The sequence below is a fragment of the Pseudomonas sp. BNK-7 genome (genome assembly GCF_048072025.1).
In the GTDB taxonomy this organism is placed as follows: domain Bacteria; phylum Pseudomonadota; class Gammaproteobacteria; order Pseudomonadales; family Pseudomonadaceae; genus Aquipseudomonas; species Aquipseudomonas danubii.
In genome coordinates, this window is the sequence record NZ_CP182252.1 from 6,327,803 (window position 1) to 6,353,703 (window position 25,901).

Annotated in this window: 19 protein-coding genes; 15 read left to right on the forward strand and 4 right to left on the reverse strand. The window is 62.8% G+C overall.

The genetic code is table 11. The features are described 5' to 3' along the window. Window positions 1-106: 106 nt before the first annotated feature. The 3 genes from ACMGF8_RS28540 (at window position 107) to ACMGF8_RS28550 (ending at window position 4,354) form a co-directional block, all read left to right on the forward strand. Window positions 107-520 (forward strand): YbaN family protein, encoded by a 414-nt coding sequence (locus ACMGF8_RS28540; protein ID WP_416758007.1) that lies wholly within the window; start codon window positions 107-109, stop codon window positions 518-520. A 225-nt stretch (window positions 521-745) separates the two neighbouring features. Continuing rightward, window positions 746-2,890, forward strand: a complete 2,145-nt coding sequence (locus ACMGF8_RS28545) for a methyl-accepting chemotaxis protein (RefSeq protein WP_115580748.1) — start codon at window positions 746-748, stop codon at window positions 2,888-2,890. A 108-nt stretch (window positions 2,891-2,998) separates the two neighbouring features. Then, entirely contained in the window at window positions 2,999-4,354 is a 1,356-nt protein-coding gene (locus ACMGF8_RS28550; protein ID WP_416758010.1) for a CoA transferase, read from the forward strand. Window positions 4,355-4,362: 8 nt separating this feature from the next. Here ACMGF8_RS28550 and arcD (ACMGF8_RS28555) read toward each other — a convergent pair whose 3' ends face one another. Next, entirely contained in the window at window positions 4,363-5,790 is a 1,428-nt protein-coding gene (gene arcD, locus ACMGF8_RS28555; protein WP_115580750.1) for an arginine-ornithine antiporter, read from the reverse strand. A gap of 451 nt (window positions 5,791-6,241) precedes the next feature. Here arcD (ACMGF8_RS28555) and arcD (ACMGF8_RS28560) point away from each other — a divergent pair, with 451 nt between their 5' ends. The 12 genes from arcD (ACMGF8_RS28560) (at window position 6,242) to ACMGF8_RS28615 (ending at window position 20,741) form a co-directional block, all read left to right on the forward strand. Further along, complete coding sequence (gene arcD / locus ACMGF8_RS28560) at window positions 6,242-7,669, forward strand: arginine-ornithine antiporter (RefSeq protein ID WP_102880672.1); 1,428 nt, start codon at window positions 6,242-6,244, stop codon at window positions 7,667-7,669. Window positions 7,670-7,721: 52 nt separating this feature from the next. Continuing rightward, the gene (gene arcA / locus ACMGF8_RS28565) at window positions 7,722-8,978 is read left to right on the forward strand and encodes an arginine deiminase (RefSeq protein WP_102860582.1); all 1,257 of its coding nucleotides are present in this window, start codon (window positions 7,722-7,724) and stop codon (window positions 8,976-8,978) included. Between the two features lie 77 nt (window positions 8,979-9,055). Beyond that, the gene (locus ACMGF8_RS28570) at window positions 9,056-10,066 is read left to right on the forward strand and encodes an ornithine carbamoyltransferase (RefSeq protein ID WP_015636749.1); all 1,011 of its coding nucleotides are present in this window, start codon (window positions 9,056-9,058) and stop codon (window positions 10,064-10,066) included. A gap of 88 nt (window positions 10,067-10,154) precedes the next feature. Next, complete coding sequence (gene arcC, locus ACMGF8_RS28575) at window positions 10,155-11,084, forward strand: carbamate kinase (protein WP_102860581.1); 930 nt, start codon at window positions 10,155-10,157, stop codon at window positions 11,082-11,084. Between the two features lie 71 nt (window positions 11,085-11,155). Continuing rightward, complete coding sequence (locus ACMGF8_RS28580) at window positions 11,156-11,515, forward strand: DUF5064 family protein (protein ID WP_102860580.1); 360 nt, start codon at window positions 11,156-11,158, stop codon at window positions 11,513-11,515. A gap of 125 nt (window positions 11,516-11,640) precedes the next feature. Continuing rightward, a complete protein-coding gene (locus ACMGF8_RS28585; protein ID WP_416758015.1) occupies window positions 11,641-13,149 on the forward strand; it encodes a sigma-54-dependent transcriptional regulator in 1,509 nt (502 codons plus the stop codon). A gap of 433 nt (window positions 13,150-13,582) precedes the next feature. Beyond that, entirely contained in the window at window positions 13,583-13,966 is a 384-nt protein-coding gene (gene gcvH / locus ACMGF8_RS28590) for a glycine cleavage system protein GcvH (RefSeq protein WP_102860578.1), read from the forward strand. Between the two features lie 10 nt (window positions 13,967-13,976). Beyond that, entirely contained in the window at window positions 13,977-16,832 is a 2,856-nt protein-coding gene (gcvP, locus tag ACMGF8_RS28595; protein ID WP_416758017.1) for an aminomethyl-transferring glycine dehydrogenase, read from the forward strand. Between the two features lie 180 nt (window positions 16,833-17,012). Beyond that, window positions 17,013-18,389: an L-serine ammonia-lyase gene (locus ACMGF8_RS28600; RefSeq protein ID WP_102860576.1), complete on the forward strand. Its 1,377-nt coding sequence runs from the start codon at window positions 17,013-17,015 to the stop codon at window positions 18,387-18,389. A gap of 40 nt (window positions 18,390-18,429) precedes the next feature. Continuing rightward, window positions 18,430-19,554 carry a glycine cleavage system aminomethyltransferase GcvT gene (gene gcvT / locus ACMGF8_RS28605; RefSeq protein ID WP_102860575.1) on the forward strand — a complete coding sequence of 375 codons (1,125 nt, stop codon included), beginning with the start codon at window positions 18,430-18,432 and terminating at the stop codon, window positions 19,552-19,554. A 392-nt stretch (window positions 19,555-19,946) separates the two neighbouring features. Next, window positions 19,947-20,159: a cold-shock protein gene (locus ACMGF8_RS28610; protein ID WP_007977299.1), complete on the forward strand. Its 213-nt coding sequence runs from the start codon at window positions 19,947-19,949 to the stop codon at window positions 20,157-20,159. A 96-nt stretch (window positions 20,160-20,255) separates the two neighbouring features. Next, window positions 20,256-20,741 carry an RDD family protein gene (locus tag ACMGF8_RS28615; protein WP_102860574.1) on the forward strand — a complete coding sequence of 162 codons (486 nt, stop codon included), beginning with the start codon at window positions 20,256-20,258 and terminating at the stop codon, window positions 20,739-20,741. Window positions 20,742-20,804: 63 nt separating this feature from the next. Here ACMGF8_RS28615 and nadA read toward each other — a convergent pair whose 3' ends face one another. From nadA to ACMGF8_RS28630, 3 genes are all read right to left on the reverse strand, one after another. Then, a complete protein-coding gene (gene nadA / locus ACMGF8_RS28620; protein ID WP_102860573.1) occupies window positions 20,805-21,863 on the reverse strand; it encodes a quinolinate synthase NadA in 1,059 nt (352 codons plus the stop codon). Between the two features lie 331 nt (window positions 21,864-22,194). Continuing rightward, entirely contained in the window at window positions 22,195-22,836 is a 642-nt protein-coding gene (locus ACMGF8_RS28625) for a thioesterase domain-containing protein (protein ID WP_416758020.1), read from the reverse strand. After that, window positions 22,833-25,901 (reverse strand): AMP-binding protein, encoded by a 3,069-nt coding sequence (locus ACMGF8_RS28630; RefSeq protein ID WP_416758022.1) that lies wholly within the window; start codon window positions 25,899-25,901, stop codon window positions 22,833-22,835. The genes ACMGF8_RS28625 and ACMGF8_RS28630 overlap by 4 nt, the downstream gene beginning before the upstream one ends.

Below are 25,901 nucleotides of genomic sequence, written 5' to 3' on the forward strand. Positions count from 1 at the left end.
TGGGCACGGTGGCGGCTGACCCCTCTGCCCTGCCCACAGCGGTATTCTGTCGGCCGGCATCTTCCCCGGATTGAGCCACACGACGCGTTACCTCATCATCGAAGCCATGACCCCCACTCGCCCCTCCTCGTCGAAAATATCCCGCCTGCTGTTTGGCGTGCTGGCCTATATCAGCCTGGCTATCGGCCTGATCGCCATCGTCGTACCGGGCCTGCCGACCACCGAATTCATCCTCCTGGCCGCCTGGGCCGCTACCAAGAGTTCGCCACGCCTGAGTGCCTGGATGGAGAACCACCGGCTGTTGGGCCCGATCCTCTGCAACTGGCGCAACGGCCGGATTGTCAGCCGCAAGACCAAAGTCAGCGCCACCCTCAGCATGCTGCTGTGCGCCGGCCTGATGCTGACCCTGCTCAATCATCACTGGACGATGTACGCCGCCATCGCCGGCATGACCCTGGGCAACCTGTGGATCTGGTCGCGCCCCGAAGCCCTGCCGCAAACCTGCACCCCGCCTCTGTAACAGCCCGCTTGCCGGGCAGAGCGCCCTCAGCATTGGCATGAGCTTCACGGACCTTTTTGCGGGTAAGCCAGGCTTACGCGGCGAAGGCCTCATACCTACCGTTCGTCGGCTAAACCTCACGCAAAAGCTGGCCAAGCCGATGTTCCAAACATGGCGCTGAAAGGACTTGGCGACCGCAATCAATCGATTCCGTGCTTACCATCCGTCCTTTCGCGAGATCGCCTCATGCTCGACTCTCTCTCCATCCGCCTGAAAATCGTGCTGTTGTCCGGACTGTGCCTGTTGGGCGTGGTGGCGCTGATCGTCGGCATGAACATCTATCAAAGCCAGCAGAACAACCAACTGGTCAACACCTCCAGCACGCAGATGCTGACGGCCGGTGTCGAGGACCTGCTACAGGCCAAGGCAGCCGAACAAGCGGCACACATTCAGAAGACCTTCGGCGAAAGCCAGCTGGTGATCACCGCCCTGGCGGATCAGGTCCGGGACTTGCGAGACCTGGCCAACCAGCGCGGCCTGGATGCTGCAGCGCTGCGCGAAGAACTCAACCGCAGCCTGAAAACCGCCTTCGAGCGCAACCCCAAGGTGCTCGGCATCTGGCTCGCCTATGAGCCCAATGCCCTGGACGGCAAGGACAGCGAGTTCGCCAACGATGCCACCCGGGCCTCCAACGAGCGCGGACGTTTTGCCAGCTATTGGAGTCGCGCAGGTGGCCAGCAACTCAATACCGTGATGGCTGAGGAGGACATGACCAAGACCACCCTCAACCTCAGCGGCACACCCTACAACATCTGGTACACCTGCCCCCGGGACACCCGACGCACCTGCTTGCTCGATCCCTATGCCGACACCATCGGCCAGGACAAGAAACAAGTGCTGATGACCACCATCTCCCTGCCCCTGCTGGTGGACGGCAAGGTGCTGGGCGTGATTGGCGTCGACATCGCCCTGGACTCCCTGCAAGCCGCCGCTGTCGAGGCGCAGCGGGACCTGTTCGACGGAGCCGGGCACATGATGATCCTCGCCGGTAGTGGGCTGCTGGCCGCTGTCGGCGCCGATGCCGGCCAGGTCGGCAAGAACATCAATGAAACCTTTGGCGCCCAGGGCAAGGACATCCTCGCAACACTCAGCGGCAGCCCATCGAAAATCTTCCAGCAAGGCGACCTGATCCGCGCGGTCTATCCCTTCAGCCCGATTGCCGATGCCAAGGCCTGGGGCGTGACCATCGACCTGCCACAACAGGTACTGCTGGCGGACTCGGTCAAGCTGCAAAACCTGCTGGATCAAGCCCAGACCAGCGGCACCCTGAAAACCCTGCTGGTCGCCGTCGGTGCCGGCCTGCTGGGCCTGCTGTTGATGTGGCTCAGCGCCTCCGGCGTGACCCGGCCGATCAACAGCGTGGCGCAGATGCTCCAGGCCATCGCCAGCGGCGACGGCGACCTGACCCAGCGCCTGAACTACAGCAAGAAAGACGAACTGGGCGAGCTGGTGAGTTGGTTCAACCGTTTCCTCGACAAGCTGCAACCGACCATTGCCCAGATCAAGCAAAGCATCATCGAGGCCCGCGGCACCGCCGACCAGTCTTCGGAAATCGCCCGCCAGACCAGCGAAGGCATGCAAGTGCAGTTCCGCGAGATCGACCAGGTGGCCACCGCCTCCAACGAAATGAGCGCCACCGCCCACGAAGTCGCCAGCAGTGCGTCCAACGCCGCCCAGGCCGCCCGTGGCGCCGACCAGTCGGCCAAGGAAGGCATGAGCATCATCGAACGCAGCACCCGGGACATCAGCCTGCTGGCCGACGAGGTGAGCAAGGCGGTGGGTGAAGTCGAAGCCCTGGCGGTGAGCAGCGAGCAGATCGGCTCGGTGCTGGAGGTGATCCGCAGCATCGCCGAGCAGACCAACCTTCTGGCCCTCAACGCCGCCATCGAGGCGGCCCGTGCCGGAGAAAGCGGTCGCGGCTTCGCGGTGGTCGCCGATGAAGTGCGCAACCTGGCCAAGCGCACCCAGGACTCGGTGGAGGAAATCCGCGTGGTGATCGAACGCATCCAGAGCGGCACCCGCGATGTGGTCAGCACCATGCACGCCAGCCAGAGCCAGGCGCAGAACAACGCCGGACAGATCCAGCAAGCGGTCCAGGCCCTGGGCAAGATCAGCGACGCGGTCACCGTGATCAGCGACATGAACCTGCAGATCGCCAGCGCCGCCGAGGAGCAGAGCGCTGTGGCCGAAGAGGTCAACCGCAACGTCTCGGCGATTCGCAGCGTGACCGAAACCCTGACCGAGCAAGCCAGCGAGTCAGCCCAGGTCAGCAGCCAGCTCAATGCCCTGGCGACCCAGCAGATGAAGCTGATGGATCAATTCCGGGTATAAGCGCAGGTTCTCGCCCCCCGGCCGCCCCCCGCGGCCGATGACCTAAGGTGATCGACAGGGGCGGCGGTTTCAGGGTGCAATGCCCTCCTCTGAACCGGGGAGTGCGTCATGACCGAACTACTGGCCACCCTCCAGGCCGCGCTGGGCCTGGCGCCCGCAAGCGTCCGACAAACCGGCCAGGGCGCCCTGCCCTCGGCCTTCGCCGTGACCGACCTGGCCTGCGCCAGCATCGCCGCCGCCGGGCAAGCCCTGGCCGAACTGCTGTACAGCCAGACCGGACGCCGGCCAGAGGTCAGCGTCGACCGGCGCCTGGCCTCGTTCTGGTTCGCCGGTTCAATCCGCCCGCAAGGCTGGAGCCTGCCCTCTCCCTGGGACCCGATTGCTGGGGATTACCCCAGCCGCGACGGCTGGATTCGCCTGCACACCAACGCGCCCCACCACCGCGCCGCCGCCGAACGGGTGCTGGGCGCGGTGACCGGGCGCGACGCCATGGCCGCCCGAGTGGCCACCTGGGACGCGCTGGAGCTGGAACAGGCCATCGTCGATCAAGGCGGTTGCGCCGCGCAGATGCGCAGTTGGGCGCAGTGGCAGGCGCACCCGCAGGGTCAGGCGGTCAACGCCGAACCCCTGGTGCACTGGCTGCCGCACCGCGGCTCGCGGCCGAGCACCTGGAGCGGTTCCAGCGCCCGGCCCCTGGCCGGACTGAAGGTGCTGGACCTGACCCGGGTCCTGGCCGGCCCCGTGGCCAGCCGCCTGCTGGCGGGGCTGGGCGCCGAGGTACTGCGCATCGACCCGCCGGGCTGGAACGAACCGGCCCTGGAGCCGGAGGTGACCCTGGGCAAGCGCTGCGCACGCCTGGACCTGCACGACCTTGAACAGCGCGCGGTATTCGAGGGCCTGCTGGCCGACGCCGACCTGCTGCTGCACGGCTATCGCGCCGATGCCCTGGAACACCTGGGTTACCACGCCGAGGCACGCCAGCGCATCGCCCCGAGGCTGATCGAGGTCAGCCTCAACGCCTATGGCTGGAGCGGCCCCTGGCGCAACCGCCGGGGCTTCGACAGCCTGGTACAGATGAGCGCCGGCATCGCCGCAGCCGGAATGGACTGGAAAGCTGCGGACCAACCGCTGCCGCTGCCGGTCCAGGCCCTGGATCACTCCACCGGCTACCTGATGGCCGCCAGCGCTCTGCGGGCCCTGAACCTGTCCTTGAGCGGCGGCCAGGGCCGCTCGGCGCGCCTGTCCCTGGCGCGCACCGCCAAGCTTCTGGTTGAGCATTGCCCGTCAGCGGAAAACGCAACGCCGCTACGCTCGGAAGACGCTGACGATCAGGGGCTGGTTCAGGAACAGACCCCTTGGGGACCGGCCCGGCGCCTGCGGGTGCCGTTGCATATCGCAGGAGCTCCCGTGCAGTGGGATTGCCCCGCCGGCACCCTGGGCGCCCATCGCCCCCGATGGTGGTGAGCCCTCAATCACAGCGCCAGCAGACCGCTGTACAGGCCATAAGCCGCCAGCGAAGCGCCGATGATCACAGCACTGAAGATCAGCTTTTCCAGCGTGGTGAACAGCGGTTGGCCCTGCTCACGCTTGGCCTTGGCGAACAGCACCACGCCGGGGGCATAGAGCAGCGCCGACAGCAGCAGGTACTTCAAGCCGCCGGCGTACAACAGCCAGATGGCGTAGCTCAGGGCCACGACGGCGATGAACAGGTCCTTCATCCGCTCCCGGGAGGCTTGCTCGTAGGTCTCCCCACGGCCGCTGAGCAACACCGCGTAGGCCGCCGACCACAGGTAGGGCACCAGGATCATCGACGATGCCAGATAGATCAGGCTGGTATAGGTGCCGGCGGAAAACAGGGTGATCAACAGGAAGATCTGGATCATCACGTTGGTCAGCCACAGGGCATTGACCGGCACATGGTTGGCGTTCTCCTTCTTCAGGAACGCCGGCATGGTCCGGTCCCGGGCGGTCGCGTAGAGAATCTCCGCGCACAGCAGGGCCCAGGACAACAGCGCCCCCAGCAGGGAAATCGCCAGGCCAATGCTGATCAGCAAGGCGCCCCAGGGGCCGACGATATGTTCCAGCACTGCTGCCAGGGAAGGGTTCTGCAGCTTGGCCAGCTCCGGCTGGCTCATGATCCCCAGGGACAGCACATTCACCAGCACCAGCAGCGCCAGCACCCCCAGGAAGCCGATCACCGTGGCCCGCCCGACGTCCGCGCGTTTCTGCGCCCGGGCCGAGTAGACGCTGGCGCCCTCGATGCCGATGAACACGAATACCGTGACCAGCATCATGTTGCGCACCTGGTCCATCACCCCGCCAAAATTCGGATTGCTGCGGCCCCAGATATCGCGGGTGAAGATGTCGGCCTTGAACGCCACGGCCGCAATGACGATGAACATCACCAGCGGCACAATCTTCGCCACCGTGGTCAATTGGTTGATGAACGCCGCCTCCTTGATCCCACGCAGCACCAGAAAGTGCACGGCCCACAGCAGCAATGACGCACAACCGATGGCCACCGGGGTATTGCCCTGGCCGAACACCGGAAAGAAATAGCCCAGGGTGCTGAACAGCAGGACGAAGTAGCCGACGTTGCCCAGCCAGGCACTGATCCAGTAACCCCAGGCGGACGAGAAGCCCATGTAGTCGCCGAATCCGGCCTTGGCATAGGCATAGACTCCGGAATCCAGCTCAGGCTTGCGGTTGGCCAGGGTCTGGAAAACGAACGCCAGGGTCAGCATGCCCACAGCGGTAATTCCCCAGCCGATCAGCACCGCACCGGCATCGGCCCGGGCGGCCATGTTCTGCGGCAGGGAAAAGATCCCACCGCCAATCATGGAACCCACGACCAGAGCGATCAGTGCACCGAGTTGAAGCTTCTGCGCCGGTTGTGTCATCCCTACCTCTGCCTCAGTGAGTCGATCTGGCGATAAACCTGAAGTTTATTAAATAACGTATACAAACGTGCGTCTAACAGTAACAGTCAATTAATCATCTTTTATCCGCACTGGCTTTAGATACCCTACAGAAGACACTGAATAACCGAGTGTTTTGTTCTGTATATGTACTAAGTGCCATCATCAGCCAGTGATTATTAAACACCGGTAAAGATTTGCACATTCTGCAAAAGGGTCTAGTTTCAAACATCGTCGGCAATGAGAACTCCTACTGATTAGGAGATCATAAAGCGTCTGGAATGGCCCTTTCAGGGCAGCATTCTACCTCCCGTAATAAATCTTAAGTCATTCATTCACAACGGAATGTAGCGATGAACTGATCTAAGTCAGCTGTTCGGATTGCCAGCAGATTTACTCTGAAGTCTCTCTTCTCCTGCATTGGAGTCACGCAATGTCTGAATCCCCCGGTAAACTAAGACTGGGCGCCTTAGTCGCCTTGGTAGTGGGTTCCATGATTGGCGGCGGGATCTTCTCCTTACCGCAAAATATGGCAGCCAGCGCCGATGTCGGTGCAGTTCTTATTGGTTGGGCAATTACCGCTGTCGGCATGTTGACCCTGGCATTTGTCTTCCAGACCCTGGCCAATCGCAAACCTGATCTGGACGGTGGTGTATATGCCTACGCCAAGGCCGGATTCGGCGACTACATGGGTTTCTCGTCCGCCTGGGGCTACTGGATCAGTGCCTGGCTGGGCAACGTCGGCTATTTCGTCCTGCTGTTCAGCACCCTGGGCTATTTCTTCCCGATCTTCGGCGAGGGCAACACCCCGGCCGCGGTGATCGGCGCCTCGGTGCTGCTCTGGGCCGTGCATTTTCTGGTGCTACGCGGGATCAAGGAAGCGGCCTTCATCAACCTGGTGACCACGGTGGCCAAAGTAGTGCCGCTGCTGCTGTTCGTGCTGATTGCCCTGTTCGCCTTCAAGCTGGACATCTTCACCGCTGATATCTGGGGCGTGAAGAACCCGGACCTGGGCAGCGTGATGAACCAGGTGCGCAACATGATGCTGGTCACCGTCTGGGTGTTCATCGGCATCGAGGGCGCGAGCATCTTCTCGTCCCGGGCGGAAAAACGCTCGGACGTGGGCAAGGCCACTGTCATCGGCTTCATCACCGTGCTGCTGTTCCTGGTGCTGGTGAACGTGCTGTCCCTGGGGATCATGACCCAGCCGGAACTGGCCAAGCTGCAGAACCCGTCCATGGCTGCGGTGCTGGAGCATGTGGTGGGCCACTGGGGCGCGGTGCTGATCAGCGTCGGCCTGATCATCTCGCTGCTGGGAGCGCTGCTGTCCTGGGTGCTGCTGTGTGCGGAGATCATGTTCGCCGCGGCCAAGGACCACACCATGCCGGAGTTCCTGCGCCGCGAGAACGCCAACCATGTACCGGCCAACGCCCTGTGGCTGACCAATGCCATGGTGCAGATCTTCCTGGTCATCACTCTGTTCTCGGCCAGCACCTACCTATCGCTGATCTACCTCGCCACCTCGATGATCCTGGTGCCCTACCTGTGGTCCGCGGCCTACGCAGTGCTGCTGGCGGTGCGCGGCGAAAGCTACGAACAGGCCCTGGCCGAGCGCAAGAAGGACCTGATCATCGGCGGCATCGCCCTGCTCTACGCGATGTGGCTGCTGTATGCCGGCGGGGTCAAGTACCTGCTGCTCTCGGCCCTGCTCTACGCCCCCGGCGTGGTGCTGTTCGCCAAGGCCAAGATGGAACTGCACAAACCGATTTTCACCAACGTCGAGAAGCTGATTTTTGCCGCGGTGGTCATAGGCGCCCTGGTGGCGGCCTACGGGCTCTACGACGGCTTCCTGACCCTGTAACACCGCCTTTCAAGCAACACCCCGATTGTTTTGTCTCTGGAGGATCACAGTAATGACCACGGAAAAAGTTAAGTACGGCGTCCATTCCGAAGCCGGTAAACTGCGCAAAGTCATGGTTTGCTCCCCAGGCCTGGCCCACCAGCGGCTGACCCCGAACAACTGCGACGAACTGCTGTTCGATGATGTGCTGTGGGTGGCCCAGGCCAAACGCGACCATTTCGACTTCGTCACCAAGATGCGCGAGCGGGACATTGATGTGCTGGAAATGCACAACCTGCTGACCGACATCGTCGCCATCCCCGAAGCCCTGGACTGGATTCTGGAGCGCAAGATCACCGCCAATCAGGTCGGCCTGGGCCTGGTCAACGAAGTCGGCTCGTGGCTGCGCAGCCTGGAACCACGCAAGGTCGCCGAGTTCCTCATCGGCGGCGTCTCCGCCGACGACCTGCCCAGCAGCTTCGGCGGCAAGACCATCGAGATGTTCCGCGACTTCCTCGGCCACTCCAGCTTCATCCTGCCGCCGCTGCCCAACACTCAGTTCACCCGCGACACCACTTGCTGGATTTATGGCGGCGTGACCCTGAACCCGATGTACTGGCCGGCGCGACGTCAGGAAACCCTGCTGACCACCGCCATCTACAAATTCCACCCCGAGTTCACCCACGCCGACTTCCAGATCTGGTACGGCGACCCGGACCAGGAACACGGCAATGCCACCCTGGAAGGCGGCGACGTGATGCCGATCGGCAATGGCGTGGTCCTGATCGGCATGGGCGAACGCTCATCGCGCCAGGCCATCGGCCAACTGGCACTGAGCCTGTTCAAGCACAAGGCCGTGGAGCGCGTGATCGTTGCCGGCCTGCCCAAATCCCGCGCGGCCATGCACCTGGATACCGTGTTCAGCTTCTGCGACCGCGACCTGGTCACGGTCTTCCCGGAAGTGGTGAGCCAGATCGTCGCCTTCAGCCTGCGCCCTGACGAAAGCAAGCCGGGTGGCATCGACGTGCGCCGCGAGGAAACCAGCTTCCTCGACACCGTGGCCAAGGCCCTCAACCTCAAGGCCCTGCGCGTGGTGGAAACCGGTGGCAACAGCTTCGCCGCCGAGCGCGAGCAATGGGACGACGGCAACAACGTGGTGGCCGTGGAGCCGGGCGTGGTCATCGGCTACGACCGCAACACCTACACCAACACCCTGCTGCGCAAGGCCGGGGTCGAGGTCATCACCATCAGCGCCGGCGAACTGGGTCGCGGCCGTGGCGGTGGCCACTGCATGACCTGCCCGATCATCCGCGATCCGATCGACTACTAAGCCTTTAGACGACACCCTCTCCGACCGCGCCTACCCGGCGCCGGTCGGACCGATTACCGAATCCGAGGAAAACAATCATGGCGTTCAACATCCACAACCGTAACCTGCTGAGCCTGGAACACCACACCCCACGCGAACTGCGCTACCTGCTGGACCTGTCCCGTGACCTCAAGCGCGCCAAGTACACCGGCACCGAGCAGCAGCACCTCAAGGGCAACAACATCGCCCTGATCTTCGAAAAGACCTCCACCCGTACCCGCTGTGCCTTCGAAGTGGCCGCCTATGACCAGGGCGCCAACGTCACCTACATCGACCCCAACTCGTCGCAGATCGGCCACAAGGAAAGCATGAAGGACACCGCCCGGGTGCTGGGGCGCATGTACGACGCCATCGAGTACCGCGGCTTCAAGCAGGAAATCGTCGAAGAACTGGCGAAGTTCGCCGGGGTGCCGGTGTTCAACGGCCTGACCGACGAATACCACCCAACCCAGATGATCGCCGACGTGCTGACCATGCGTGAACACGCCGACAAGCCGATCCACGAGATCAGCTACGCCTACCTGGGCGACGCCCGCAACAACATGGGCAACTCGCTGCTGCTGGTGGGCGCCAAGCTCGGCATGGACGTGCGCATCTGCGCGCCCAAGGCCCTGTGGCCCCATGACGACCTGGTGCAGCGCTGCAAGCAATACGCCGAGGAAAGCGGTGCCCGCATCACCCTCACCGAAGACCCGAAGGCTGCGGTCAAGGGCGTGGACTTCATCCACACCGACGTCTGGGTCTCCATGGGCGAGCCAGTGGAAGCCTGGGCCGAACGTATCGAACAACTGCTGCCGTATCAGGTCAACGCCCAGTTGATGAAAGCCACCGGCAACCCTCGGACCAAGTTCATGCACTGCCTGCCGGCCTTCCACAACAGCGACACCAAGGTGGGCAAGCAGATCGCCGAGCAGTATCCGCACCTGGCCAACGGCATCGAAGTCACCGACGACGTATTTGAGTCCCCGGCCTGCATCGCCTTCGAGCAAGCGGAAAACCGCATGCACACCATCAAGGCGATCCTGGTTTCGACCCTGGCCGACCTCTAACCCGCCTCCCCCTGCCGGGGCCGGCTTGCCAGCGAACCGCTGTTCGCCGGCAAGCCGGCTCCTACAGAGCCTCTAGAAGGACTGCATTATGCGTATCGTCGTTGCACTGGGCGGTAACGCCCTGCTCCGCCGTGGTGAACCCATGACCGCGGACAACCAACGCGCCAATATCCGCATCGCCACCGAACAGATCGCCAAGATCCATCCCGGCAACCAGCTGGTGATCGCTCACGGCAATGGTCCGCAGGTGGGCCTGCTGTCGCTGCAGGCGGCGGCCTATACCCAGGTTTCGCCCTACCCGCTGGACGTGCTCGGTGCCGAGACCGAAGGCATGATCGGCTACATCATCGAACAGGAACTGGGCAACCTGCTGGACTTCGAGGTGCCCTTCGCCACCTTGCTGACCCAGGTGGAAGTGGACGCCAAGGACCCGGCCTTCAAGAACCCGACCAAGCCCATCGGCCCGGTCTACAGCCAGGAAGAAGCCGAGAAGCTGGCCAAGGAGAAAGGCTGGGCCATCGCCCCGGACGGCGACAAGTACCGCCGGGTGGTGGCCAGCCCGAAACCCAAGCGCATCTTCGAGATCCGCCCGATCAAGTGGCTGCTGGAAAAGAGCAGCATCGTGATCTGCGCCGGCGGTGGCGGCATTCCGACCATGTACGGCGAGGACGGCAAGCTCAAGGGTATCGAGGCGGTGATCGACAAGGACCTGTGTTCGGCGCTGCTGGCCGAGCAACTCGAAGCCGATCTGCTAGTGATCGCCACCGACGTCAACGCGGCATTCATCGACTTCGGCAAGCCGACCCAGAAGGCCATCGCCCAGGCCCACCCGGATGAAATGGACAAGCTGGGCTTTGCCGCCGGCTCCATGGGGCCCAAGGTCCAGGCTGCCTGCGAATTTGCCCGGCACACTGGCAAAGTCGCGGTGATCGGTTCACTCTCGGACATCGAAGCGATCGTCCAGGGCAAGGCCGGCACCCGCATCAGCACAGCGAAAACCGGCATCAGCTACCTGTAAGACGCTTGCTGTGAGAACACGGGGCAGGCCCGCTGCCTGCCCTCATTCAAAGCCCTGGAGGAGAGACGCCTATGGCCATGTTTGAGCCCGGTCACCTGCATATAGAGCGCCATGCGCTGAGCAAGGACGACTTCAGCTACAACCTGTGCATCGACTATGAACTGGCCCAGGACCCCAAGGAGGGTCATGGCATGCTGTTCACCCTGCACGGCACCATTGAAGACAAATCCTTGAAAGAGCAGTTCTTCCTGGCCAAGGACCTGGCCTTTGACTTCGCCCGTCACGCCACCCGCATCGCCCAACAGTACGGCTTGCCCAAGAGCGCCAGCATTGCCTCCATGCACAAGTACTACGACGAGATGTTCGAAGACGTACGCAAACAACTGAACGTCAAGCCCGGCGACCCGATCAACCCCGAACACCTGGCATGACCCCCCTTCTGTAGGAGCCGGCTTGCCGGCACGCCGGCTCCTACAACGCCCCCATCGATTTCGACTAAGGCCCTCGCCCAAGGCATACTGGCGCACTTCAGTGTCCCAGAATCTTCTGTCATCCCATGCGTATCCACGTCAGTTTCATCGACCGCGTCGGCATTACCCAGGAAGTCCTGGCCCTGCTGGGCGGACGCAATCTCAACCTGGATGCGGTGGAGATGGTGCCGCCCAACGTCTATATCGATGCCCCGACCCTGAGCCCCCAGGTACTGGAAGAGCTGCGTGATGCGCTGTTCAACGTACAGGGCGTGCAGGCGGTAACGGTGGTCGATATCCTGCCCGGCCAGCGTCGCCACTTGCAGTTGGACGCCTTGCTGGCGGCCATGACCGATCCGGTACTGGCCCTGGACAGCGCCGGCAAGGTATTGCTGGCCAACCCGGCGCTGATCGCCCTGTATGGTCGTGAACCGGCGGGAGAAAGCGTCGCCGAACTGTTTGCCGATGCCGCACTGCTGGAGGCCCTGCTGGAAAACGGCTTTCGCCTGCCGCTGCGGGAAATCATGGTCAACGGACAGACGCTGCTGCTGGATGCCACGCCCATTACCGATGCCGGCGCGCTGCTGACCCTGTATCAACCCAACCGCATCGGCGAGCGTCTCTCGGCCCTGCACCATGATCACGCCGAAGGCTTCGATGCCCTGCTCGGCGAATCCCCGGCGATCCGCACGCTCAAGGCCCGGGCCCAACGGGTCGCGGCCCTGGATGCACCGCTGTTGATCCAAGGGGAAACCGGCACCGGCAAGGAGCTGGTGGCCCGCGCCTGCCACGCCATCAGCGCTCGGCACAGTGCGCCCTTCCTGGCCTTGAACTGCGCAGCACTACCGGAAAACCTCGCCGAGAGCGAACTGTTCGGCTACGCCCCCGGGGCCTTCACCGGGGCCCGGCGCGGCGGCAAGCCGGGGCTGATGGAGCTGGCCAACCAGGGCACGGTGTTTCTCGATGAGATCGGCGAGATGTCGCCTTACCTGCAAGCCAAGCTGCTGCGTTTTCTCAACGACGGCAGTTTTCGCCGGGTCGGTGGCGATCGCGAGATCAAGGTCAATGTGCGCATCCTCAGCGCCACCCATCGTGACCTGGAAAAGATGGTCGGCGAAGGCAGCTTCCGCGAAGACCTGTTCTACCGCCTCAACGTATTGAATGTCGAAGTGCCGCCGCTGCGCGAACGTGGCCAGGACATCCTGCTGCTGGCCCGCTACTTCATGCAGCAGGCCTGCGCGCAGATCCAGCGCCCGGTGTGTCGCCTGACCCCGGGCACCTACCCCGCCCTGCTGGGCAACCGCTGGCCGGGCAACGTGCGGCAGTTGCAGAACGTGATCTTTCGCGCGGCGGCCATCTGCGAAAGCAACCTGGTGGATATCGGCGACCTGGACATCGCCGGCACCTCGGTGGCACGGCAGAACGACACCGAAATCGAAAGCCTGGAACAGGCCGTGGAAAGCTTCGAGAAAGAGCTGCTGGAAAACCTCTACGTGCACTACCCCTCGACCCGGCAACTGGCCAACCGCCTGCAGACCTCCCACACCGCCATCGCCCATCGCCTGCGCAAGTACGGCATTCCCAACAAGGCCTGACCTGCCCCCTCACCCGTAGGAGCCGGCTCGCCGGCGAAGAGGCCCTCAAGCCCTGTGTAGTTCATCAGGGTGCCTTCGCTGACAAACCCGCCCCCACACCAGCCCCTCCCTGTCAGAGCCAGTCGCCGATACAGGTCTGAAAGCGACCTGCAACTGTACTGAAAGCGCTACAGCGGAACGATTTCGCTACACAGCCTTGTAATCGCTGCCGTGCAAGGCTTTGATCCTCAAAGCCTTTTTTCTACAGCATCAGGTGTAGCGATTTCGCTACACGCGAAAATTTCAGGCCAAAGAGAAAATCACTCAAGCCATTGTTTTTAAAGGACTAAATATTTATTGGCCGTGTTCTTGCTATGGACATTGTCATTCGGCTCGGCCCTGCACGAGCATTCAATCGCGTCCACCAGACGAGTCTGGCCCTTGAGGAGTTTCCATGAGCGAGTTGCGTTTTACTGAAGATCACGAATGGCTGCGTAGCGAAGCGGATGGCAGTGTCACCGTCGGCATCACGGCTTTCGCCCAGAACGCTCTGGGTGATGTGGTGTTTGTGCAACTGCCGGAGCTGCAGAGCTACGACAAGGGCGCCGAAGCCGCCACCGTGGAATCGGTAAAGGCCGCCAGCGGCGTGTACATGCCACTGGACGGTGAAGTGGTCGCCACCAACCCGGCCCTGGAAGACAGCCCGGAACTGGTCAACGAAGATCCGCTGGGTGAAGGCTGGTTCTTCCGCTTCATTCCCGCCGATGCCGCCGCTGTCGGCCAACTGCTGGATCAGGACGCCTACGACCGCCTGATCAAAGCCAGCGCCGAAGCCTGAGGAGCCCGTCATGACCGTCAACCTGACTACCGCCAACGAATTCATCGCGCGCCACATCGGCCCGCGCCAGAGCGATGAGCAAGCCATGCTCAACAGCCTGGGCTTCGACTCCCTGGAAGCCCTGAGCGCCAGCGTGATTCCCGACAGCATCAAGGGCACCAGCGTGCTGGACCTGGGTCAGGGCCAGAGCGAAGCCCAGGCCCTGGCCTCGATCAAGGCCATCGCTGCCAAGAACCAGCTGTTCAAGACCTACATCGGCCAGGGCTACTACAGCTGTCACACACCCTCGCCAATCCTGCGCAACCTGCTGGAAAACCCGGCCTGGTACACCGCCTACACCCCCTACCAGCCAGAAATCTCCCAAGGTCGCCTGGAAGCCCTGCTGAACTTCCAGACCCTGATCAGCGACCTGACCGGCCTGCCCATCGCCAACGCCTCGCTGCTGGACGAAGGCACTGCCGCCGCCGAAGCCATGACCTTCTGCAAGCGCCTGAGCAAGAACAAGGGCAGCCACGCCTTCTTCGCTTCCGTGCATTGCCACCCGCAAACCCTGGACGTACTGCGCACTCGTGCCGAGCCCCTGGGGATCAACGTGGTGGTTGGCGATGAGCGCAAACTGACCGATGTCAGCCCGTTCTTCGGTGCTCTGCTGCAATATCCGGCGAGCAACGGCGACCTGTTCGACTACCGCGAACTAGCCGAGCGCTTCCACAACGCCAACGCCCTGGTGGCCGTGGCCGCCGACCTGCTGGCCCTGACCCTGCTGACCCCGCCGGGCGAATTCGGTGCCGACGTGGCCATCGGCAGCGCCCAGCGCTTTGGTGTACCGCTGGGCTTCGGTGGCCCGCACGCGGCTTACTTCTCCACTCGCGATGCGTTCAAGCGCGACATGCCGGGCCGTCTGGTCGGTGTCTCGGTAGACCGTTTCGGCAAGCCGGCCCTGCGCCTGGCCATGCAGACCCGCGAGCAGCATATCCGCCGTGAAAAGGCCACCAGCAACATCTGCACCGCCCAGGTACTGCTGGCCAACATCGCCAGCATGTACGCCGTGTACCACGGCCCCAAAGGCCTGATCCAGATTGCCCAGCGCATCCACCAACTGACCGCGATCCTGGCCAAGGGCCTGAAGGATCTGGGGCTGGCCGTGGAGCAGGACAACTTCTTCGACACCCTGAGCCTGCGCACCGGTGCCGACACCGCCGCGCTGCACGACAAGGCTCATGCCCGAGGCATCAACCTGCGGGTGATCGACGCCGAGCGCCTGGGCCTGTCCCTGGACGAAACCACCACCCAGGCCGACGTTGAAGGCCTGTGGAACCTGCTGGGCGAAGGCAAGACCGCACCGGACTTCGCTGCCCTGGCGGCTGCAGTCACCAGCAGCATCCCCGCGGCCCTGGTCCGTCAGTCGGCAATCCTCAGCCACCCGGTGTTCAACCGCTATCACTCGGAAACCGAGCTGATGCGCTACCTGCGCAAATTGGCGGACAAGGACCTGGCCCTGGATCGCACCATGATCCCGCTGGGTTCCTGCACCATGAAGCTCAACGCCGCCAGCGAGATGATCCCGATCACCTGGGCCGAGTTCGGTGCTCTGCACCCCTTCGCTCCGGCCGAGCAGAGTGCTGGCTACCAGCAACTGACCACCGAGCTGGAAGCCATGCTCTGCGCCGCCACCGGCTACGACGCCGTCTCCCTGCAGCCCAACGCCGGCTCCCAGGGTGAGTACGCCGGTCTCCTGGCCATCCGCGCCTATCACCAGAGTCGTGGCGATGACCGTCGCGACATCTGCCTGATTCCTTCCTCGGCCCACGGCACCAACCCGGCCACCGCCAACATGGCCGGCATGCGCGTGGTGGTCACCGCCTGCGACGCCCGCGGCAACGTCGATATTGAAGACCTGCGGGCCAAGGCCATCGAGCACCGCGAACACCTCGCCGCGCTGATGATCACTTACCCGTCGACCCACGGTGTGTTCGAAGAAGGCATCCGCGAAATCTGCGGCATCATTCATGACAACGGCGGCCAGGTGTACATCGACGGCGCCAACATGAACGCCATGGTCGGCCTCTGCGCGCCGGGCAAATTCGGTGGCGATGTGTCCCACCTGAACCTGCACAAGACCTTCTGCATTCCCCACGGCGGTGGCGGCCCGGGCGTTGGCCCGATCGGCGTCAAATCGCACCTGGCGCCTTTCCTGCCGGGCCACGCGGCGCTGGAAAACAAGACAGGCGCGGTGTGTGCAGCACCGTTCGGCAGCGCCAGCATCCTGCCGATCACCTGGATGTACATCCGCATGATGGGCGGCGCCGGCCTCAAGCGCGCATCGCAGCTGGCGATCCTCAATGCCAACTACATTTCCCGGCGCCTGGAAGAGCACTACCCCGTGCTCTACACCGGCAGCAACGGCCTGGTGGCCCACGAATGCATCCTCGACCTGCGTCCTTTGAAAGACAGCAGCGGCATCAGCGTCGATGACGTGGCCAAGCGCCTGATCGATTTTGGCTTCCACGCGCCGACCATGTCGTTCCCGGTGGCCGGTACCCTGATGATCGAACCGACCGAAAGCGAATCCAAGGAAGAACTGGACCGCTTCTGCGACGCCATGATCCGCATCCGCGAGGAAATCCGCGCCGTGGAAAACGGCACTCTGGACAAGGACGACAACCCGCTGAAGAACGCTCCGCACACAGCAGCAGAACTGGTGGGCGAATGGTCCCATCCGTACAGCCGCGAGCAGGCCGTGTACCCAGTGGCATCGCTGATCGAAGGCAAGTACTGGCCGCCGGTTGGTCGGGTCGACAACGTGTTTGGCGACCGCAACCTGGTGTGCGCCTGCCCGTCGATCGAAAGCTACCAGGACGCCTAAGCCGTCCATCACAGGAGAGCCGTGCCCCTGCAGATACCGCGTATACCTGTAGGAGCCGGCTCGCCGGCGATGAGCGATAACGCATCAATCGGGCAGAGCAGCGGCGCCTGAATCGCGGGCAAGCCCGCTCCTGCAAGTGCCTGCTTGCCGATCAATACAATAAGAAACCGGAGAACCAACATGTCCCTGAGCGTGTTCGACCTGTTCAAGATTGGCATCGGCCCCTCCAGCTCCCACACCGTCGGCCCGATGCGCGCCGCCGCGCGTTTTGTCGAAGGCCTGCGGCGCGATCAGCTGCTGGCCAGCACCACCTGCGTCAAAGTCGAGCTGTACGGCTCGCTGGGCGCCACCGGTAAAGGCCATGGCAGCGACAAGGCGGTGCTGCTGGGCCTGGAAGGTGAACACCCGGACACCGTGAACACCGAAAACATCTCCGCACGCCTGCAGCAAATACGCAGCAGCGGACGTATCGATCTGCTCGGCGAACACAGCATTGCGTTCAACGAGAAAGAACACCTGGCAATGATCCGCAAACCCCTGGCCTATCACCCCAATGGCATGATTTTCCGTGCCTTCGATAGCGCCGGTCTGCAGATCCGCAGCCGTGAGTACTATTCCGTTGGCGGCGGTTTCGTGGTCGATGAAGACGCCGCCGGCGCCGACCGTATCGTCGAAGACACCACCCGTTTGACCTTTCCTTTCAGGAACGCCAAGGAACTGCTGCAGCACTGCAGCACTTACGGCTTGTCCATCAGCCAGGTGATGCTGACCAACGAAAGCGCCTGGCGCCCGGAAGCGGAAACCCGTGCCGGGCTGCTGAAAATCTGGCAGGTGATGCAGGACTGCGTGGACGCCGGTTGTCGCAATGAAGGGATTCTGCCCGGCGGACTCAAGGTCAAGCGCCGCGCCGCCGCCTTGCATCGCCAACTGTGCAAACACCCGGAAGCGGCACTGCGCGATGCCCTGTCAGTACTGGACTGGGTCAACCTCTACGCCCTGGCGGTGAATGAAGAAAACGCCAACGGCGGGCGAGTGGTCACCGCCCCTACCAATGGCGCGGCCGGAATCATTCCGGCGGTGCTGCATTACTACATGCGCTTCATCCCCGGGGCCAACGAAGACGGGGTGGTGCGCTTTCTCCTCACGGCTGCGGCCATCGGCATTCTGTACAAGGAAAACGCCTCGATCTCCGGCGCCGAAGTCGGCTGCCAGGGCGAAGTGGGCGTGGCCTGCTCAATGGCGGCCGGGGCCTTGTGCGAAGTCCTCGGAGGCAGCGTGCAGCAGGTGGAGAACGCCGCGGAAATCGGCATGGAACACAATCTGGGTTTGACCTGCGACCCGATTGGCGGCCTGGTGCAAGTGCCCTGCATCGAGCGCAACGCCATGGGTTCGGTCAAAGCCATCAACGCGGTGCGCATGGCTCTGCGCGGCGACGGGCAGCATTTCGTCTCCCTGGACAAGGTCATTCGCACCATGCGCCAGACCGGCGCCGACATGAAAAGCAAATACAAGGAAACCGCCCGTGGCGGTCTGGCCGTGAACATTATCGAGTGCTGATGCCCAAGCGACGCATCCGCACATTTTTCAGGAGTTGCCCATGTCCACCGAAACACTGTTGAAAACCCCATTGCACAGCCTGCACCTGGAACTCGGCGCCCGCATGGTGCCGTTCGCCGGCTACGACATGCCGGTGCAGTACCCGCTTGGGGTGATGAAAGAGCATCAGCACACCCGTGAGCACGCCGGTCTGTTCGATGTGTCCCACATGGGGCAGATCCGCTTGAGCGGCGCCAATGCCGCCCAGGCCCTGGAAACCCTGGTGCCGGTAGACATCATCGACTTGCCGGTGGGCATGCAGCGCTACGCCATGTTCACCAACGAACAGGGCGGCATCCTCGACGACCTGATGGTCGCCAACCTGGGCGACGGGCAACTGTTCCTGGTGGTCAACGCCGCGTGCAAGGAGCAGGACCTGGCCCATCTGCGCCAGCACATCGGCGATCAATGCGACATCCAACCCCTGTTCGAAGAACGCGCCCTGCTGGCACTGCAAGGACCGGCAGCAGTCACCGTACTGGCACGCCTGGCGCCGGAAGTGGCGCAGATGACCTTCATGCAGTTCAAGCCGGTGCAGGTGCTGGGCGCCGACTGTTTTGTCAGCCGTTCGGGTTACACCGGAGAGGACGGCTTCGAAATCTCGGTACCGGCTGATCAGGCGGAAAAACTTGCCCGGGCGCTGTTGGCCGAGCCAGAAGTGGCGGCCATTGGGCTGGGCGCCCGTGACTCCCTGCGCCTGGAAGCCGGCCTGTGCCTGTATGGCCACGATATGAACAGCGACACCACGCCGATCCAGGCCAGCCTGCTGTGGGCTATCTCCAAGGTCCGCCGTGCCGATGGTGCCAGGGCTGGGGGTTTCCCAGGCGCCCAGGCGATCTTTGCCCAACAGCAAGATGGCGTCAGTCGCAAACGCGTCGGCCTGCTGCCCCAGGAACGGACACCGGTACGAGAAGGCGCGGAAATCGTCGACGCCGAAGGCAACATCATCGGTAGCGTCTGCAGCGGCGGCTTCGGCCCCACCTTGGGCGGTCCATTGGCCATGGGTTACCTCGATGTGAAGCACAGCGCACTTGATACGCCGGTTGCTGCAATAGTTCGTGGGAAAAAGGTGCCAATGCTTGTAAGCAAAATGCCATTCGTGCCACAACGCTACTACCGTGGCTAAAGGACTGTTTCTATAAGTAACGCGGTTGCGTTAGAAGTGCACTAATCTGTAACGCAACCGCCATAAAACAGTGCATATTTTCGATACTGAACGCTACTTATAACGCCCGAAAACAATTGAACAACTCTATCGAATAAGCCCTGCACGCTAGTTCCGCCAAACCTCGGAAAGCTGAGTAAAACCGGGGCTTCGCGGGGCTTGTTTTTTCTCCCATAGTTGGCGTAGAGTTTCCCCACTGTGTTTGCATGGGTCGCTTGGAATCGTGACCTGGGCAGTAGCTAACAAGTTTGCTACAACCCGTTCGACGTCTCTTACTTTCCTGCAACCCAGCCCAGTACTCTTTCATGAGGAAGAGACTGTCATTAATTTTTTAGCGTCAAAGGAAATAAGAAATGTCCCAACGTCAGAGCGGTACCGTCAAGTGGTTTAACGACGAGAAAGGTTTTGGTTTTATCACTCCAGAAAGCGGTCCGGATCTGTTCGTACACTTCCGCGCCATTCAGGGCAACGGCTTCAAGAGCCTGAAAGAAGGCCAAAAAGTGACCTTCATCGCTGTGCAAGGCCAGAAAGGCATGCAGGCTGACGAAGTACAAGCAGAAGCTTAATCGTCTGTAACGAAAAAGCCCCTGATGCTGACATCAGGGGCTTTTTTGTGCGCGCAATTCCGTAAAATGGCTTCTTTTTTCAGTCGAGAGCCTGTCATGTCGAAGCATCTGCTAAGCCCCCAAGGCGATTTCCCTACTGTCGGCCTGGGACGTCGCCTGGCAGCGATGTTCTATGATTTTCTACTGTGCGTCGCCCTGCTGATCGTCACCGGCGGCATCTACAAATTTATCCAGATGCAGATCATCGGCGAAGCGCGGATGCGTGCCTTGACCGAATCCGGCGCTCTGGATGGCGACCCGCTGTACTCCACCGTCCTGCTGTTTGTGCTGTTCGGCTTCTTCGCCAAATTTTGGACCCATTCAGGGCAGACCCTGGGCATGCAGGTCTGGGGCATCCGCGTACAGAACGCCGATGGCAGCCGCATCAGCCTGTGGCAGGCATTGCTGCGCTTCATGGTATCGATCGCGTCCTGGCTGTGCGCCGGCCTGGGCTTCTTCTGGGTGCTGGTGGACAAGCAGAAACGCAGCTGGCACGACATCTATTCCAATACCCAGCTGGTGCGTATCCCCAAGAAGAAATAGCCCGCCACTCACCAAAACGCCCCGACAGATCGGGGCGTTTTCATGACCACGGGAGAAAACCGATCAGGCGTTACCCGCCAGTTTCATCCGCGCCGCCTGGGTGAAGTCCAGCATGCGCTTGAGCGGCCGAACCGCATTAGGGATCAGCGCCGGGTCCACATGGATCTCGTTGCTGCCCTGCTGCAGGCACTGCAAGGTGCGCTCAAGGGTATTCATGGCCATCCACGGGCAATGGGCGCAACTGCGGCATGCCGCGCCGTTACCGGCAGTAGGCGCCTCGATGAACACCTTGTCCGGGCACAGCTGCTGCATCTTGTAGAAGATGCCGCGGTCGGTAGCGACGATGAAGGTCTTGTTCGGCAAGCGCTGCGCGGCCGCGATCAACTGGCTGGTGGAGCCAACCGCGTCAGCCAGATCGATCACCGAACTGGGGGACTCCGGGTGCACCAGGATCGCCGCCTCTGGGTACAGCGCCTTCATGTCTTCCAGTTGCTTGGACTTGAACTCTTCATGAACGATGCATGCACCGTCCCAGAGCAGCATGTCGGCACCGGTCTGGCGCTGGATGTAAGTCCCCAGGTGCTTGTCCGGACCCCAGATGATCTTCTCGCCGTTATCCATCAGGCTTTCGACGATCTCCAGGGCGCAGCTGGAGGTGACCACCCAATCGGCGCGGGCTTTGACCGCAGCCGAGGTGTTGGCATACACCACCACGGTACGCTCGGGATGCTGATCGCAAAAAGCCGAGAACTCATCCACCGGGCAACCCAGATCGAGAGAGCAAGTGGCTTCCAGCGTCGGCATCAGCACGCGTTTTTCAGGATTGAGAATCTTCGCCGTTTCCCCCATGAAGCGGACACCGGCAACCACGACGGTCTTGGCCGGATGGGCATTGCCGAAGCGCGCCATTTCCAGGGAGTCGGAAACACAGCCACCGGTTTCTTCGGCCAGGGCCTGAATCACCGGATCACAATAGAAATGTGCAACCAGCACCGCATCCTGAGCCTTGAGCTCGGCAGCGATGGCGGTACGCAGATGGGCCTCTTGCTCAGCGCTCAAGGGTTTGGGCTGCTTGGCGTCGAGGTGGGCTTGAACCAGAAGGCGTTCAGAAATTTGCGTCATGTTCGCAAGACCTGCAGGCGCTTGGGCGCGAAAGTCGAGTATACCACCGGCTCCGGACCGCTTAGGGCCCCGCCGGGAGAGTGAGTTCATCAGGTACGGACAGCATTGGAGCCGCGCAAGGCTACAGAATATCCAGGGTATTCAAAAGCCTATTCTGCCCAACAGCCACGCCCCGCCCCGCCGGCTCCGTATCTGCCCCGGGCGCGTTCAAGACGCGCCTGGACCGTCGGTCGGGCCGAACACTACCCTGCCCCGGTCCGGCATGCACCAGCAGGAGGTACAAGGAACGACCCGACGGGAACTTCACTCGCCTCGAACAACCCACAACCGCTCACCAAGCGATTCGCGGCAGGGCGCTGCGATCCAGAAGCCAGGTCGCCACATCAGGGCTGTTGATCACTGAAGCATGGTGACTCCGCTCATCCCGCCAGTAGCGATTGTCCTGGGCCGGATCGAGGCCCAAGCCCTGGGCCAGCGCCTCGGCGCTGCGGTCAGCAGACAGCAGCACATCCACCGAGCGCCCCTTCAGCGACACAGCCTGCCACTCAGAGAGCAGCAGGATATTGCCGTGAACGCAGTCACGGCTGACCAACTGTGCATCCACCAAGTCGTCGATATAGGCGTACTGCGGGTCGGCTTCCAGGCGCTGGGCAATGGCGGCCGGGGCCAGTCCCCGTAGCTCCGCCAGCCGTGGCGGGTCCACCAGCAATACCGGCTGCGGCGCACTCGCCGGGCCCCGCTGTGCCACGCAACAAGCGGCCACATAGGCGCCGAATGAGTAACCCAGCACCGCGTCCACTGTATTCAGGTCGTGCTCCTGGGCAATGTTTCGGGCCAGGGCGCCGACACTGGAATAGGGCCAGTAGTCGCTGTAGTTGACCTGCACCAGCGACACCCGCCCCTTGAGCGCCCGCCCCAGGGCGGAGAAACAGATCGGATGGCCGACAAAGTCGGGAAAGCAGATCAGCTTCATCGCCGTTCCCCTGCCGCAACAAAAGACTCAAGGAAGGCCCGGGCCTGCGGCTCTGGCAAATAGCTGTTGAGCAGCACCTCGCAGCCCTGGGCCGACTTGACCACTGTCAGGTCAAGCAGGGTCTTGGGCCACTCCGTGACCGGGTTGGCGATCCGGGTGTGCAGCCACTGTGCATCACTGGCCGGCAGCTCGACGAAGTTGCACAGGAACGCCGGGGCAAAGCCATACAAGCCCAGCGCGGCGAGTATCTCCTCATAGCCGAGCGCCGCTCGGGCCAGCTTGGCATTCAGGTAGTCCATGGTGGCTTGCGGCTCGCAACCCTGGGCAAATCGCTCCGGTGTCAGCGGCACCGGCACGGTGTAAGTGGAGAAACCGCTGATCACCGCCTGCTCGGCCCAGGCGAACAGCAGATTGACGATAGGCGCTTCGATCCCCAATCCCCCGGCACAGCCCTGGCGAAACGCCTGCAACAGGTGGAACAGACGTTGCGGCGAGGCCAGCTTCAACGGGGCCATGGCCAACCGCGCCCGCATCTGTACCGGCTGGGCGGTGGCCGCCGGCGCCGCGACATCGGCCAGCGGCGCATACTCCTCGGCCTCCTGCTCCCAGGCCTCGGTGCCGCCATCCGCCAGGCGTTCATAGTCCTCGACCTGCATCAGGTTGTTGCCGATAAAGGAAAAATCCGCCCCCTCCGCTGTCAACTGCGGGTCCTGCGCCAACTGCTCAACGCTGCGCAGCAGGCTCAGTTGTCCAACGTGGTTGCCGAGAATGTGATGCAGCCACAGCCCCAGGTGCAGGACGCCGTCGATGCGCACCTTGAACAGGCTGCACAGGTCCTGTTCGAACAACGACAGCGGCCGCTGGAGGAAGTGTTCCACGCAGGCCTCCTGGCTGGGGAACTCCGCCACGGCGTCTAGCCACAGGCGCGCCGGCGGCTCGGGAGCCAGGTCGAAACAGTACTCGCCCTCGACCCGGGCCACTCGACAGCCCGCTAGCGGATAACGCTGCTTCAGCCCCTGGGCCAGCGTCGCCAGGTCCAGCCCGGCGGCCGGCAACTGCTCGGGCCGGAACAGATAGAGCACGTTGTTGGCCCGCAGGTCCTTGTGCAACAGCTCGGCATACACCATCGACAGCTGGCTCTTGTTCAGGCCGATCCAGCGACTGTCGCCAGCCGCCTGCAACGGCTCGGGAACGTTGCGCAACACCTCCCGGGCCTGGCTGGCGGAGGTGGCGCGGAGCACGGCAAAACGCCCCAGGTGGCTGTTGATCGAAAACCCTGCATGGGCTTCGGACAGCGACTCCTGCTGCAGTGGCGTGACGTAGTACTGCTCGGTGCCCCTTTCCAGCAACGACGCCAAAATGGGCTGCGCCTGCAGCCAGTCCAGCAACTGCTGCAGGCTGCTCATGCGGTAGAACTGCTCCAGGCCCAGGCCCTCCCGGCCCAGGTGCCGGTTCACCGTATCCACCAGCTTGATTGCCCCCAGTGAGTTGCCTCCGTTGTCGAAGAAACTGCGCTGACGGTCATGAGCCAACACGCCAAAGCACGCGAGAAAACGCCCCGCTGCCGAATCGTCCACGTCCCGGGGCCGATGCTCGCCGCACAGGCGCTGCTTCAGTTCAGCGATATCCAGCTTGCCGGACGCCCGCAGGGGAAAGCGTTCAAGCCCGACAAAGCGCTGCGGCAGCATGAACGGCGGCAGGCGTTGCCGACCATACTCGGCCAGCGCCCCAGGCTCGACACCGGGGGCTTGCAGGTACACCAGCAGCAACTGCGCCTCGCTCCCCAGATCATCCAGCAGCACCGCACAGTCGAGCATTCCCGGATAACGCTTGAAGGCCGCAGCCACCTCAGTCAACGACAGGCGCTGGCCACGCAACTTGATCTGGTCATCGCTGCGGCCGTGAAAGTGATACAGCCCCTGGCCATCGCGGGAAACCAGATCACCGCTGCGGTAGCAACGCAGCGTCTGGCCCTGCCACGGCCGTTCGATGAAGCGCTCCCGGGTCAGCGCGGCGTCCCCAAGATAACCGGGGGACAGCCCATCTCCGGCAATCAGCAATTCACCGGGCTCATCCACATCGCATTCCTGCCCGTCGGCCCGCACCAGCAGCAAGACAGCATCGTCCACGCCATGGCCGATGGGAATCTCCTGGGTGCTGTCAAAGTCCCGGGGAATGGCATAGACACAGGTGCCCATGGTGTTTTCCGTGGGGCCATAACCGTTGTACAGCGTCAGCCCGTCGGCGGCGGCATAGGCCTGCTGGATATGCCCCGCGGACAGCACCTCACCGCCGACCATCAGCCGCTGGACACCCCGCAGCCAGTCGCGATCGATGTCGATGAAGGTGTTGAACAGGGTCGAGGTCAGCCACAGGCTGTCGACCCCGGCGTCATGGATGTAACGCCGCAGGTGCCCGAGGGTCAGCGGACCGGGGACATGAATATGCAGCTCGCCGCCATTGAGCAGCGCAGTCCAGATCTCGAACTGCGAGGCATCGAAGGTCAGGTTCGAGGCATAGAGCATGCGAAAACCCGGCTGCAACGGAAAGTGTCGCGGGCGGTCGCAAAAGCCCAACACCCCGCGATGGGTGCAGGGAATGATCTTCGGTGCGCCGGTAGTGCCGCTGGAAAAGTTCACGTACACCGGCTCGGCACCGGTTAGCTGTGGCCAGCACGGCCGCTCGTCCGGCGGCGCCAGCAATGGCCCCAATGCCAGATACCCGGGGCCACCGGCAGCCTCCTGAGTGATGCGCCAATGCACGCCGCTGCGCTCACAGACCGACTGGTTCCACTGGGGCGGATTGCTGCGGTCCAGATAGCAGTACGACAGGCCTGCCCGGACCATGCCCACCAGCAGCACCAGTTGCTCGATCGAACGCTCCACTTCCAGGCCCAGGGTGCTGCCCGGCGACAGGCCGAGGCCCAGCAGCCGCGCCGCCACAGCGGCCGAGCGCTGCTCCAGCTCTCGGTAGCTGAGCCGTGCGCCGTTGCAGCTCAGTGCGGTGTCCGTGGCGTGGCGAGCGAAGACTTCATCCAGGCGCGAAGCAATAGATAGATGGCCCAT